Genomic DNA, 13,504 nt, shown 5'->3' on the forward strand with positions numbered 1-13,504 from the left:
TCTGAGCTGCGCGATGCGGGCGCGCTCAGCGGCTCACGTGACGATCCGCACGATCGTCATCAGGATGAACACGCTGAGCATGGTCAGCATGAAGCCGAAATCCAGCGCGATCGACCCGATTCGAAGCGGCGGGACCAGCCTGCGGAAGAAGCGGATCGGAGGATCGGTGATCGTGTAGACGATCTCGGCCGCGACCAGTCCGGCGCCGGTGGGACGCCAGGACCGGTTGAACATCGGGATGTACTCGAGCACGAGCCGGACGATGAGCACGAGAACGTACAGCGTCAGCACCAGTTCGACGATGCCGCCGATGATGCTGAGGATCGTCCCCACGGGTCAGGAGTCGAACGAGGCGGAGTCCGCCTGCGCGATGCCGCCCTGACCCGACACGGCGATGTTCTCGGGCGAGAGCAGGAAGACCTTGCTGGTGACGCGCTCGATGCGGCCGTACAGCCCGAGCGACAGGCCGCTGGCGAAGTCGATCAGGCGGCGCGCGTCGGCGTCGCTCATCTGCGACAGGTTGATGATCACGGGAACGCCCTCGCGGAAGTTCTCGGCGATGATCTGCGCGTCGCGGTACTGCTTGGGGTGCACGGTGAGGATCTCGTTGACGGCGCCAGCCGCGGGCTGGCGCACGGCGACCGGGCGACGCAGGGGCGTCACGGGTGCCGGCGCGACCTCGTCGCGCTCGGGAGTCTCGTGCTTGTCACGAGGGGCTCGGGCCGGCGTCTGCGCGGCCTCCTCCTCGTAGACCTCTTCCTCATCGGCGAGGCCGAGATACACCATGGTCTTCTTCAGCGGGTTACCCATCGTGTCCTCCGGTTCGAACGTTCGGGCTGGTCTGGTTGAAAGGCTAACCCCGGTCGGGGCGCGGTCCTGTGATTGCGGAACCGATCCGCAGGTGTGTCGCACCCGCGTCGATCGCCGCTTCGAAATCGCCCGTCATGCCGGCGGAGATCCACGTGGCGTCGGGGGCGATGGTGCGGATGCGGTCGGCCACGTCACGCAGGCGCGCGAAAGCCCGCGCGGGCTCCTCGTCGAGAGGCGCCACGGCCATCACTCCGCGCAGCCGCAGCGAGCCGAGCTGCAGCACGTGCTCGCTGAGCGCCTCCGCGTCGGCGAGGGTGCTGCCGCCCCGACCGGCGTCCTCGGTCAGGTTGACCTGCACCAGCACGTCGAGAGGTCCGCGGCCGGCATCCGCGCGATGCAGCGCGTCGGCCAGCTTCACGCGGTCGACGGAGTGCACCGCATCCGCATCCCGACGGATGGCGGCTGCCTTGTTCGTCTGGGCCTGACCGATGAAGTGCCAGCGGACGTCCACGTCCTCGAGCTCTGCGCGCTTCGCCGACATCTCCTGCTGGCGGTTCTCACCGACATCGGTGACACCGAGCTCGTGCAGCTCGCGCACCAGGGCGGCCGGGTGGAACTTGGTCACCACGATCCGGGTGATCTCACCCGGATCCCGGCCGGCCCGGCGCGCGGCGTCGGCGATGCGCTCGTCGATCGCCGACAGCCGCGCGCGCAGCGTCACTTGAGGAACTCGGGGATGTCGATGTCGTCGTCCGAGAACGCAGGCTCGATGCTGGAGGCGACGGGCGCGGGTGCCGCGGCCGGCCTGACCGGCTCAGGGCGCTCCTCGGCGGCCTTCTCGTCCAGACGCACCTCGGGCAGCGGGTTCGCGGCCGGACGCTCGACGACCATCGGCTCCAGACGCGGTGCGGGCTCGCCACCGTCGAATCCTGCGGCGATGACCGTGACGCGCACCTCGTCGCCGAGCGTGTCGTCGATGACCGTTCCGAAGATGATGTTCGCCTCGGGGTGCGCCGCCTCCTTGACGAGGTCGGCGGCGTCGTGGATCTCGAAGATGCCGAGGTTCGAGCCACCCTGGATCGACAGCAGCACGCCGTGCGCGCCCTCGATCGACGCCTCGAGCAGCGGCGACTCGACGGCCAGCTCGGCGGCCTTGATCGCCCGGTCGGCGCCCCGCGCCGATCCGATGCCCATGAGCGCGGATCCGGCTCCCTGCATGACCGACTTCACGTCGGCGAAGTCGAGGTTGATGAGGCCGGGTGTCGTGATCAGGTCGGTGATGCCCTGCACACCGGCGAGCAGCACCTGGTCGGCGGTGGCGAAGGCCTCGATCATCGAGATGCCGCGGTCGCTGATCTCGAGGAGACGGTCGTTCGGCACCACGATCAGGGTGTCGACCTCTTCCTTGAGCTTGGCGACGCCCGCCTCGGCCTGGCTCTGGCGGCGACGACCCTCGAACGAGAACGGCTTGGTCACGACGCCGATGGTCAGAGCGCCGATCGACTTCGCGATGCGCGCGACGACGGGGGCGCCGCCGGTGCCGGTGCCACCGCCCTCTCCGGCGGTGACGAAGACCATGTCGGCGCCGGTGAGCGCCTGCTCGATCTCCTCAGCGTGGTCTTCGGCGGCGCGACGGCCGACCTCGGGGTCGGCCCCGGCACCGAGTCCTCTGGTGAGCTCGCGGCCCACGTCGAGCTTGACGTCAGCGTCGCTCATCAGCAGCGCCTGGGCGTCGGTGTTGACGGCGATGAACTCGACTCCGCGGAGTCCGAGCTCGATCATGCGGTTGACGGCGTTGACGCCGCCACCGCCGACGCCGACGACCTTGATCACGGCGAGGTAGTTCTGGTTCTGGCTCATGGCCGGCCTCCGTTATTCGAGCCTGACGAGGGATAAACCTTAAACCTCAACGAGAGGGTTAAACTGTTTCCCGGTATTGCGTTCTCGAGTTCGACGGTATGCGCAACGCCCGCGTGCGCGTGCACCGACACGGCGTGTCGCCGCGATCGACGCGCGAGATGCGCCCGGGCGCCGAGAGCCCGCGCTGCGCGGGGATCAGGAGAGCGTCAGCCGACGACGGGAACGGTCGGCGACGACACGTCGAACACCCGCGAATCCGGCGATGCGGCGATCAGGCGCACCAGCACCGCGGCCTTGCGCACCGAGTCCTTCTCACTGCCCCACACGACGCTCTTGCCATCGTTCAGTCGCAGGGTCACATCGTCACCGGATGTCGCGTGCACCTCGGTGACCGTGGCACGCAGATCGGCGGGCAGCGACCGCATCACCAGTCCGGCGCTGCGGAACGCCTCCGAGCCGATGCCGCCGGCGATGTCGAGCGCAGGCGCGCCCTCGGGCGGCTTCGGACTCGTGGAGAGCACGACGCCCGCCGCGTCGACCACCGAGTAGCCGTCGTCGACGCGGATGGCGCCGATCGGCAGGCGCTCCACGATCCGCACGACCAGCTGATGCGGCGGACGCGCCTCTAGCGCGTACGACTCGATGAGCGGGAACCCGGCGAGGGCGGACTTCACATCGTCGGCGTCGACCAGGGCGAGAGGGGCGCCGAGCTGGTCGGAGAGCGATTGCTGCACGAGCGCGGGATCGAGGGTCTTCGCACCGGCGACGGTGATCTCCTCGACGGCGAACAGCGGGCTGTAGGCGGCGATCACGCTGCCGAGCACGAGAGCGGCGACGGCGCCGATCGAGCCCCACACGGCGAACCGGCGTTGGCGCGAGCGCTGGGTGAACCGTCGGATCTCCGCGCGCAGCGCCTTGCGACGAGCTCGCGCCGCCCGCCACACCTCGCCGCTGCCGACCGGGTCGCTCACGGCTCGGCGATCGTCCTCCTCGATCACCGCGGTGACCGAGGAGACGTCCGAGGAGCCATCGTGATCGCCGTCCGCCTCGCCCTGGGTTGCTGCATCCGGATCCGGCGACGGCGTCGACGGCCCTTCGGCGGCCGAGCCGAACCGCAGCAGCGGGCCCCGCCGCCGACGCACCGGCGTCGCGTCGAGGGCGACGTCGTCCGCTGTCGGCTCCTCGGGCGACGCCGGGAGCGGTGCCGGGCGGCGCACCTCAGCCCTCGACGGGACGCCGCAGCGAGTCGAGCACCTGCGGGATGATCTGGTACACGTTCCCGCAGCCGAGCGTCACGACGTAGTCGCCGTCACGCGCGATCCGGGCGGTGTAGTCGGCGGCCTCCTGCCAGTCGGGCACGTAGTGCACGTTCGACGGGTCGGCGAACGCACCGCTGACCAGCTCACCCGTCACACCGGGAACCGGGTCCTCGCGGGCGCCGTAGACGTCGAGCATGACGGTGTGATCCGCCAGCTCCTCGAGCACTTCGGCGAACTCACGGTACATGTGCTGTGTGCGCGAGTACGTGTGCGGCTGCTGGATCGCGATGAGACGTCCGGATCCTGCGACGCCGCGCATCGCCTCGAGCGCGGCGCGCACCTCCGTCGGGTGGTGCGAGTAGTCGTCGTAGACGTGCACGCCGCGCGCCTCGCCGTGCAGCTCCAGGCGCCGGACGGTGCCCGCGAAGCCCTCGACGGCGCGGACCGAGGCCTCCAGGTCGTAGCCCAGGGTGATGAGCACCGCCACGATGCCGCCCGCGTTGATCGCGTTGTGCGCGCCGGGCACGGCCAGCTGCATGCGCACCGAGTCCGCGCCGTGCACCAGCGTGGCCGACACGCCACCCGCGGTGACGATGTCGTCGATGCGCAGGTCGGCGTCCGCCGCGCGTCCGAAGGTCACGACCGTGCGGTGGCTGAGAGCTGCGCGCACCCGCTGCGCTCCGGGGTCGTCGCTGGAGATCACCACGGCCTCGCCGGCCTCGTCGCCGAAGCGCACGAAGGCGTCGTAGAAGGCGTCCTCCGAGCCGAAGAAGTCGAGATGGTCGGGGTCGACGTTGGTGATCAGGGCGATGGCCGTGTCGTAGAGCAGGAAGGTGCCGTCCGACTCGTCGGCCTCGATGACGAACAGCTCGTCGGCGCCCGTGGCGCTCGAGAGGCCGAGCTGCTCGATGACTCCGCCGTTGACGAAGCTGGGGTCGGCGCCGAGCGAGCGCAGGGCGGTCACCAGCATGCCCGTCGAGCTCGTCTTGCCGTGCGCGCCGGCGACCGAGACCAGGCGGCGCCCGCCGATCAGCCAGTACAGGGCCTGGGAGCGGTGGATCACATGCAGCCCGCGCTTCTTCGCGGTGACGAACTCGGGGTTCTCTGGCCAGATCGCACCGGTGTGGATCACCGTGTCGGCGTCGCCGAGGTGCGCGGCGTCGTGCCCGACATGCACGGTGGCTCCGGCAGCCGCGAGAGCGCGCAGGTTGTCGCTGTCCGCCCGGTCGGAGCCGGAGACGCGGATGCCCGCGTCGAGGAACATCCTCGCGAGCCCGCTCATGCCGGATCCGCCGATGCCGATGAAGTGCGCGGACGAGATGGTCTCGGGAATCGGGAGGGAGAGGTCGGGTCTGATCATGTCGCTCCCAGTCTACTTTTCGCCGAGGGCGCGATCGACGAGCGCGATGAGGTCCTCGGACCCGGTGCGCGACCCGATGCGCTCGGCGGATGCCGCCATCGCCTCGATCCGCGCGCGGTCACGCAGGAGCGGGATGATCCGCTCACGCACGGCGTCGCCGTCGAAGCTCGCGTCGTCGAGAAGCAGGGCGGCCCCCGCGCTGACCGCGGAGGCGGCGTTCAGCCGCTGCTCGCCGTTTCCGACCGAGTAGGGCACGTACACGGCGGGGATGCCGAGCGCGCTGACCTCGCTGACCGTCGCCGAGCCCGAGCGCGAGACGATCACGTCCGCCAGCGCGAAGGCCAGGTCCATCCGGTCGATGTAGCGGCGCATGGCATAACCCGGCACCTCCGGATCGACGAGGTCGCTGCGCTCCCCCGTGGCGTGCAACAGCTGCCAGCCGGTTGCGAGGATGTCGCCCCACGACGCGGCCATCGCCTCGTTCAGCCGCAGCGCCCCCAGCGAGCCGCCGAACACGAGCAGCACGGGGCGGTCCGGGTCGAGGCCGAAGTACGCCGCGGCCTCGGCACGCGCGGCGGCGCGGTCGAGCTCGACGATCTCGCGACGCAGGGGCATCCCGACCACCTCACCGCGCCTGAGCGGGGTGCCTGCGAAGGCGACCCCGACGGCGGCGGCGGTGCGCGCGCCCAGCACGTTGGCCAGGCCCGGCTTCGCGTTCGCCTCGTGCACCACGAACGGCACCCGCTCGCGACGCGCGGCGATGTACGCGGGGGCCGAGGCGTAGCCGCCGAAGCCGACGACCACATCGACGCCGTGACGACGGATGTGCGTACGCACCTGCGACACCGCGCGCTGGAACCGCGCGGGGAAGGCGACCGCCGCGCCGTTCGGCCGGCGCGGGAAGGGCACCTTGTCGACGGTGAGCAGCTCGTAGCCGCGCTCGGGCACCAGACGCGCCTCCAGCCCCTCCTTCGTGCCGAGCACCAGGACGTCGTCGCCCTCGCGCTCGCGCAGCAGGTCGGCGACGGCGAGCAGGGGGTTCACGTGGCCGGCGGTGCCACCGCCGGCGAGGAGGTAGGTGCTCACTTCGTCTCGCTTCGCTCGCTCAGCACAGTCACCTGGCGACCCTACCCGCTGCCGCTGACGCGGCGCTGCGCGGGGTCGCGTCCGGCGCGGCGGGCGCATCGGAGGGGGGCATGGTGCGCGCGAACGCGAGCAGCACGCCGCACGCGGCGAGCACCGAGATCAGCGCGGTGCCGCCCTGCGACATGAACGGCAGCGGCACGCCCATCACGGGGAACACCCGAAGCACGACGCCGATGTTGATCAGCGCCTGACCGAGGATCCACACGCCGATGCCGCCGGCCGCGATGCGGATGAAGGAGTCGTCGGAGCGCCGCACGATGCGGAACACGCCGATCGCGAAGACGGCGAACAGCGCGAGCACGAGCACGCATCCGATCAGTCCGAGCTCTTCGCCGACGATGGCGAAGATGTAGTCGTTCTCGGCGGCCGGCAGCCAGCCGTACTTCTCCTGCGAGTTGCCGAGCCCGACGCCGAAGACGCCGCCGTTGGCCATCCCCCAGATGCCGTGCACGGCCTGGTAGCAGGGTCCGGTCTTGTCGCAGTCGTCGGGGTTGAACGCCGACAGGATGCGGTCCATCCGGTTCCTGCTCGAGAGCGCGTAGAAGAGCACGGCGACCAGGCCGCCGATCAGCGGCAGGATGAAGAGCCTGAGCTTGACGCCCGAGAAGAACAGGCAGCCCAGCACGATGAGCACGAGCACCATCGCCGTGCCGAGGTCGCCGCCGCCGATCACCGTGCCGATGACGAGCGCCGACACGGGCACGACCGGGATGAAGACGTGGTGCCAGATGCCGAGCCGGGCGCGCTTGCGCAGCAGCACGAAGGCGATCCACAGCGCCAACGCGAGTTTGAGGAACTCGGACGGCTGCAGCTGGAAGCCGGCGATGTTGATCCAGTTCGTGTTGCCGTACGACGACACGCGCAGGCCCGGCACGAACACCAGCAGCTGCAGAGCCGTCGCGCCGATCAGCGCCGGCCAGGCGATGCGGCCGAGGAACTTCACCGGCAGGCGGCTGATGAGGAGCATCAGCGGGATGCCGATCAGGGCGAAGATCCCCTGTTTGATCGCTCCGTCCCAGGGGTCGGGCTTCGCGCTGGTGGCCGAGAGCACCATGACCCAGCCGAAGACAGTGAGCACGAGCGCGGTGGAGACGATGAGCACGAACTCGGTCGTGGGCGGCACGAACAGGCGCCCCAGCGAGACGCGCGCCGCGAGGCCGTGGCCGTCAGTGCGCGGAGGGCGAGCCGTCTGCGTCATGCGCCACTCCCCTGCCTATGATCCGGATCGCTCGATCCATGAGCGCACCGCCTGTGCGAAGCGCTCTCCCCGTTCCGCGTAGCTGGAGAACTGGTCGAAGGATGCCGCGGCGGGAGCCAGCAGCACCGTGCCCTCGCCGTGGATGATCCCGGTTGCCAGTTCCACCACGCGATCCATGACATCCCCAGTCTCGCCGGGCACGGCCTCGAACACCGGCACCTGCGATGCGTGTCGCTCGAATGCCGCCAGAACGGGCGCACGGTCGATGCCGATGACGATGGCCGCCCCGGCCGTCCGGCCGGCGTCCGCGACGAGCTCGCCGAGGTCGACGCCCTTCAGATCGCCGCCGATGACCCACACCGCCCCCGGGTAGGCGCGCAGCGATGATGCCGCGGCGTGCGGGTTGGTCGCCTTCGAGTCGTCGACCCACCGGATGCCCCGGTGCTCGGCGATCACCTGGATGCGGTGCGCGTCGAGGGCGAACCTCTGCAGCGCGTCGTGGATCGCGGCGGGCGCGACGTCGAGGGAGCGCGCGAGAGCGGAGGCGGCGAGGATGTTCTGCACGATGTGCGGGGCGTCCAGGCCCGCGGCGCGCAGCTCGGCGACGGTGGTCAGCTCCAGCGCGCTGTTGCGCCGGTCGTCGTGGAAGGCGCGGTCGACGAGGATGCCGTCGACGACGCCCAGGTCGCTGGGCCCCGGCGTGCCGAGATCGAATCCGATCGCGCGCGCGCCCTCGGTGACATCCGCCTCCTCCACCATTCGTCGCGTGGCGAGGTCGGCCTTGTTGTAGACGCACGCGACGGTGGTGTGCCGGTAGACGAACGACTTCGCCTCCCGGTACGCGTCGGCACTGCCGTGCCAGACCAGGTGGTCGTCCGCGAGGTTCAGGCACACCGAGGCGTAGGGCACGAGCTGGCCGGGCGGCTGCGACTGCCCGATGTACCAGAGCTGGTGGCTGGAGAGCTCGACCACGAGCACGTCGAAGCCGCCCGGGTCGCGCACCGCGTCGAGCACGGGGACGCCGATGTTGCCGCACGGGGCGGCCCGCAGCCCGCCGGCCTGGAGCAGCGTGGCGGTGAGCTGCGTGGTCGTCGTCTTGCCGTTGGTCCCGGTGATGAGCACCCACTCCGCGGGGGTGCCGTCGGCGCGCACGACCTTGTCGCGAACCCGCCAGGCCAGTTCGACGTCGCCCCACAGGGCGATGCCGCTCTGCTGCGTCCAACGGATGAGGGGATGCGAGGGCGGGAAGCCGGGCGAGGCGATGACGACGTCCGGCGCGAACTCGCGCAGCGCGGCGGGCACCTCGGCCAGCGGACCGAGCTCGAGCCGTGCGCCGATGACCGGCACGAGACGGGCGTACTCCTCCGACGCACCCTCGCTCAGCACGAGCACCTCGGCGCCGAGCTCGGTGAGCGTGTCGGCCGCCGAGAAACCGGTCATCGAGAGTCCGAGCACGGCGACACGCAGCCCCGACCAGTCGGCATGCCAGCTGGTGAGCGAGTCCAGGCGCGCGCTCATGCCTGGATCAGCCAGTCGACGTAGAAGAGGCCGACCGCGGACACGGCGAGAAGACCGGCGATGATCCAGAGGCGCACGACGATCGTGACCTCGGCCCACCCGCGCATCTCGAGGTGGTGGTGGAACGGACTCATCAGGAACAGCCGCTTGCCGCCGGTGACCTTGAAGTACAGCCGCTGCAGGATCACCGAGCCGGAGGAGATCACGAAGATGCCGGCGATGATCAGCAGCAGCAGCTCGGTGCGGGTCAGGATCGCCATCGCGGTCACGACGCCGCCGATCGCCATCGAGCCGACGTCGCCCATGAACACCTTGGCCTTGGGGGCGTTCCACCACAGGAACCCGACCAGGCCACCGGCGAAAGCGGCTGAGACGGTGGCGAGGTTCAGGGGCTCGCGCACCTCGTAGCATCCGGCCTGCACCAGCAGCGATCCCACGCAGGACTGCTTGAACTGCCAGAACGCGATGAGGCTGTACGCGCCGACGACGACCACGCCGGCGCCGGCGGCGAGCCCGTCGAGACCGTCGGTGAGGTTGACGCTGTTCGATGTCGCGACGCCGATCACCGAGACCCAGATCAGGTACAGGATCCAGCCGAGCACAGCGCCGAACGCGAAGAGGTTGAGCCAGGGGATGTCGCGGAACAGCGACACGTAGGAGCTCGCGGGATACTGGCCGAGCCGGTTCGGGAAGTTCAGCGCCACCACGCCGAACGGCACCAGCACGAGGAGCTGCCCGACGATCTTGCGCCACCCCGAGAGGCCGAGACTGCGCTGGCTGCGGATCTTCATGTAGTCGTCGATGAATCCGACCACGCCGAAGCCGACCATGAGCCAGAGCACGAGGATGGCCGAGAGCGCGGGTGTCGTGCCGCCGAAGAAGGATCCGGCGAAGTAGCCGACGATGGTGCCGACGATGAAGATGACGCCGCCCATGGTGGGCGTGCCGCGCTTGGCCTCGTGGCTCGGGTTCGCGATGTCCTCGGGGGTGCGGATCACCTGTCCCCAGCCGATCCGCCGGAAGACCTTGAGGAAGACGGGGGTCAGGAAGAGCGAGAAGGAGAGCGAAATCGCCGTCGCCATAAGCAAGGACCTCACGAGAACGATTCTCCCAGACGATCGCCGAGATGCCGGAGCCCGGCGGAGTTCGACGACTTCACCAGCACCCGGTCGCCGTCGCGCAGCTCGCCGGTGAGGTACTCGAAGGCCGCATCCGCATCCGGCAGATGCACGGCCTCACCGTCCCAGGAGCCCTCGCCGACGGCGGCGAGGTAGAGCCGGCGCGCGTCGGAGCCCACCACGACGATGCGCTGGATGTTCAGGCGCACGGCGAGCAGCCCGATGCGGTCGTGCTCCTCTCCTGCCGTCTCGCCGAGCTCGCTCATCGCACCGAGCACCGCGACGGTGCGCTCCCCCGGCGCCGCGATCTGGGCGAGGGTCCGCAGAGCTGCGGCCATCGAATCGGGGCTGGCGTTGTAGGCGTCGTTGATGATGCGCACGCGGTCCGATCCCATCGGCTGCATGCGCCACCGCTCGGCGATCTCGACCGTCTCGAGGCGGCTGATCGACGCCGCCGCCGGCACGCCGAGGACGCGGGCGGCCGCGATGGCGGCGAGGGCGTTGTGCACGTGGTGTGCGCCGAGCACCTGCAGCCGCAGCGGGATCTCCTCGCCGTCGACGTGGATGACGGCCGCTGTGCCGTGCGCGTCGACATCGATGCGGTCGGCCCTCACCTCGGCATCCGGATGCTGGCCGAAACCCACCACCGACATGCCGCGCTCTCGGGCGATGCCCCGCATCGCCCACACCCGCGGGTCGTCGATGTTGAGCACGGCGGTGCCGTCGGCACGCGCCGCGGCGACCAGCTCGGACTTGGCCTTCGCCGTCTCCTCGATGCCGCCGAACCCACCCGCATGCGCCAGGCCCACCATGAGCACGACCGAGACGTCGGGGTTCACGAGTCCGGCGAGGTGCGCGATGCTGCCCGCGCCCGCGGCGCCGAACTCGCTGACCAGGAACCGCGTGCTCGGCGTGACCCGCAGCATGGTGAGCGGAGCGCCCACCTCGTTGTTGTACGACCGCACGGGCGCGACGGTCTCGCCCTCGTCGGCGAGGATGCGCGCGAGGAAGTTCTTAGTGGTGGTCTTGCCGTTGGAGCCGGTGATGCCGACGATCTTCAGCGCGCCACCCGCGCGGACACGCGCGACGACCTCGCGGGCGAGGTCCGCCAGCGCCGCCACGGCATCGGGCACCACGACCTGGCTGATGGCGACGTCGACGGGCCGTTCGACGATCGCGAGGGCCGCGCCGGCGTCGGCGGCGGCGGCGACGAAGTTGTGGCCGTCGGTCACCTCGCCGGGCTTGGCGACGAAGATCGAGCCGGTGCTCATCTCCCGGGAGTCGGTGTCGACCACGCCGTCGACCACGGTCTCGGCCGTGTCGGGGGCGTGCAGACGCAGCTCACCGTGCAGGATCTCGGCGATCTCGGCGAGCGGAAGGGCGATCATGTGGCATCTCCTTGCGCGGCGCGATGCCGGCTAGTCGAATTTCGGGAGCAGCTCATCCATGGGCTGCGAGGAGGGGGCGACGCGGTAGGTCTTCAGCACCTGCGTCATCGCCTTCTGGAAGGCGACGGCGGTGGCCCCGGAGTTCCTAATCTTAGTCGGCTCGTCGAGAGTGACCAGCACGACGAACTGCGGATCCTCGATCGGCGCGATGCCCGCCATGTTCGTGAAGTACACGCCCGACTTGTAGCCGCCCTTGCCGTTCGACTTCTGGGCCGTTCCCGTCTTGATGCCGATCCGGTAGCCGGGCACCTCGATCGTCTTGGCGAGACCGCCCTGCACGGCGACGTTCTCCAGCATCCGCTGCACGGTCTTCGCCGTCTCCTCGCTCACCACCCGCTCGCTCTTCGGGGCGTCGGGCTCGATCACGGTGCCGTCGGCGGTGGTGCACGACTCGATGAGCGAGAGGTCGACCTTCTCCCCGCCGTTGGCGAGCGCCTGATAGGCACCGGCGATCTGAGCGGGGGTGACGGTGAAGGCCTGGCCGAAGGTGGTCGTGTACAGCGTCTGGTAGTCCCAGGTCTTCGGATCGTGGATGAGGCCCGCGAGCTCCTCGGGGAAGTCGACGGCGGTCTTCTTCGCCACGCCGAACTTCTTCAGGTAGTCGTAGCGCTTGTCGGGCGAGATCATCGTGCCGAACTGCGACAGCGAGACGTTCGACGAGTCGATGAGCGCACCGGCGAACGTGTACTGATAGGTGGGGTGGTTGAAGGGGTCGTTGACGACCGCGCCGTTGGCGAACTTCTTGTGGTCGGGCGCGGTGACCGAGGTCAGCGGCGTCGCCGCGCCCTCGTTGATGACCGACGCCGCGGTGATCGGCTTGAAGGTCGAGCCGGGTTCGAACCAGTACGAGAAGATCTGCGAGCGCCAGTAGTCGTCATCCACCGAGTCGACGTCGTTGGGGTCGACGGTCGGGTACTCCGCCATCGCCCGGATCTTTCCGGTCTTCACGTCGACGACGGTCACGGAGCCGGCCTGTGCACCCTGCTTCTTGGCCTCTTCGGCGATCATCTGCTGGAGGTACCAGTTGAGGTCGCTGTTGATGGTGAGCTGAACGGTGCCGCCGTCGGTCGCCGGGGTGATCTGCTCGCTGCCGGGGATCTTCACCCCGCCCAGACCGCGCAGGTACGTCATCTCGCCGTTCTCGGCGGACAGGCACGCGTTCTCCATGCGCTCGACGCCGTAGCGCGCCTTGCCCGAGCCGTCGAGGAATCCGAGCGCGCTGCCGGCCACGGCCCCGTTCGGGTAGACCCGCACGGATCGCGGGATCATGGCGATGTACGCCAGGCCGTCGTCGGTCTTCAGCTCGCGGAGCTGGAGGTACTGCTCGGTGCTCAGCCCGTTGACGAGCTTGACGTAGCGCGAGTCCGGGTCCTGAGCCAGCCGGTCGGCGACCGCCGAGCGCACGTCGTCACCGGTGAGGCCGACGATGTCGGCGATGCGTTCGCTGGCCTCGTCCCACGACAGCGCGGGCTTCTTCTTCTCGTCTGTCTGCTCCTCGAACTCGCGGATCAGCTTCGGATCCAGCTGGGAGTCGTACACCAGCACGCTCGAGGCGAGCACGGTGCCGGCGGAGTCGGTGATGTCGCCGCGAGCCCCGGCGATGATCTGCGTCGAGCCGAGGTTGCCGGTGTTCACGCCCTCGGCGACGTGATCGTCGGCGTGCACCACTTGGATGTCGACGAGGCGGAAGACGAAAACGGAGAGCACCGCCAGGATCACGGCGAGGGCGGCGGCGGTGCGGCGGCGCTGTGCGCGTGTGGCTCGGGTGGTCATGCGCGTCTCCGTCG

General features: G+C 69.8%; 12 protein-coding genes. All 12 read right to left on the reverse strand.

Annotation, left to right across the window (positions count from 1 at the left end; all coding sequences use genetic code 11):
- Positions 1 to 33 precede the first annotated feature (33 nt).
- The 12 genes from V2S04_RS12255 to V2S04_RS12310 all read right to left on the reverse strand — a co-directional run bounded on the left by V2S04_RS12255 (position 34) and on the right by V2S04_RS12310 (position 13,490).
- Positions 34 to 333 carry a YggT family protein gene (locus tag V2S04_RS12255; protein WP_099196372.1) on the reverse strand — a complete coding sequence of 100 codons (300 nt, stop codon included), beginning with the start codon at positions 331 to 333 and terminating at the stop codon, positions 34 to 36.
- A gap of 3 nt (positions 334 to 336) precedes the next feature.
- The gene (locus V2S04_RS12260; RefSeq protein WP_099196373.1) at positions 337 to 810 is read right to left on the reverse strand and encodes a cell division protein SepF; all 474 of its coding nucleotides are present in this window, start codon (positions 808 to 810) and stop codon (positions 337 to 339) included.
- 43 nt (positions 811 to 853) lie between these two features.
- Entirely contained in the window at positions 854 to 1,531 is a 678-nt protein-coding gene (locus tag V2S04_RS12265; RefSeq protein ID WP_413638695.1) for a YggS family pyridoxal phosphate-dependent enzyme, read from the reverse strand.
- Entirely contained in the window at positions 1,528 to 2,670 is a 1,143-nt protein-coding gene (ftsZ, locus tag V2S04_RS12270) for a cell division protein FtsZ (protein WP_099196375.1), read from the reverse strand. The genes V2S04_RS12265 and ftsZ overlap by 4 nt, the downstream gene beginning before the upstream one ends.
- A 206-nt stretch (positions 2,671 to 2,876) precedes the next feature.
- Positions 2,877 to 3,887 carry an FtsQ-type POTRA domain-containing protein gene (locus V2S04_RS12275; RefSeq protein WP_413638696.1) on the reverse strand — a complete coding sequence of 337 codons (1,011 nt, stop codon included), beginning with the start codon at positions 3,885 to 3,887 and terminating at the stop codon, positions 2,877 to 2,879.
- 1 nt (position 3,888) lies between these two features.
- Complete coding sequence (murC, locus tag V2S04_RS12280; RefSeq protein ID WP_413638697.1) at positions 3,889 to 5,289, reverse strand: UDP-N-acetylmuramate--L-alanine ligase; 1,401 nt, start codon at positions 5,287 to 5,289, stop codon at positions 3,889 to 3,891.
- A gap of 12 nt (positions 5,290 to 5,301) precedes the next feature.
- On the reverse strand, positions 5,302 to 6,375 hold the full coding sequence (locus V2S04_RS12285) for a UDP-N-acetylglucosamine--N-acetylmuramyl-(pentapeptide) pyrophosphoryl-undecaprenol N-acetylglucosamine transferase (RefSeq protein WP_413638698.1): 1,074 nt from the start codon (positions 6,373 to 6,375) through the stop codon (positions 5,302 to 5,304).
- A 28-nt stretch (positions 6,376 to 6,403) separates the two neighbouring features.
- Entirely contained in the window at positions 6,404 to 7,633 is a 1,230-nt protein-coding gene (gene ftsW, locus V2S04_RS12290) for a putative lipid II flippase FtsW (protein ID WP_413638699.1), read from the reverse strand.
- A 15-nt stretch (positions 7,634 to 7,648) separates the two neighbouring features.
- Complete coding sequence (gene murD, locus V2S04_RS12295; RefSeq protein WP_413638700.1) at positions 7,649 to 9,151, reverse strand: UDP-N-acetylmuramoyl-L-alanine--D-glutamate ligase; 1,503 nt, start codon at positions 9,149 to 9,151, stop codon at positions 7,649 to 7,651.
- A complete protein-coding gene (gene mraY / locus V2S04_RS12300) occupies positions 9,148 to 10,248 on the reverse strand; it encodes a phospho-N-acetylmuramoyl-pentapeptide-transferase (RefSeq protein WP_413638701.1) in 1,101 nt (366 codons plus the stop codon). The genes murD and mraY overlap by 4 nt, the downstream gene beginning before the upstream one ends.
- Positions 10,245 to 11,657, reverse strand: coding sequence for a UDP-N-acetylmuramoyl-tripeptide--D-alanyl-D-alanine ligase (locus V2S04_RS12305; protein ID WP_413638702.1), 1,413 nt, complete (start codon positions 11,655 to 11,657; stop codon positions 10,245 to 10,247). Before V2S04_RS12305 ends, mraY begins: the two co-directional genes overlap by 4 nt.
- Positions 11,658 to 11,687: 30 nt before the next feature.
- Positions 11,688 to 13,490, reverse strand: coding sequence for a peptidoglycan D,D-transpeptidase FtsI family protein (locus tag V2S04_RS12310; RefSeq protein WP_413638704.1), 1,803 nt, complete (start codon positions 13,488 to 13,490; stop codon positions 11,688 to 11,690).
- Positions 13,491 to 13,504: the final 14 nt, after the last annotated feature.

Source organism: Microbacterium sp. OR21, assembly GCF_047306785.1.
Lineage (GTDB): Bacteria > Actinomycetota > Actinomycetes > Actinomycetales > Microbacteriaceae > Microbacterium > Microbacterium esteraromaticum_E.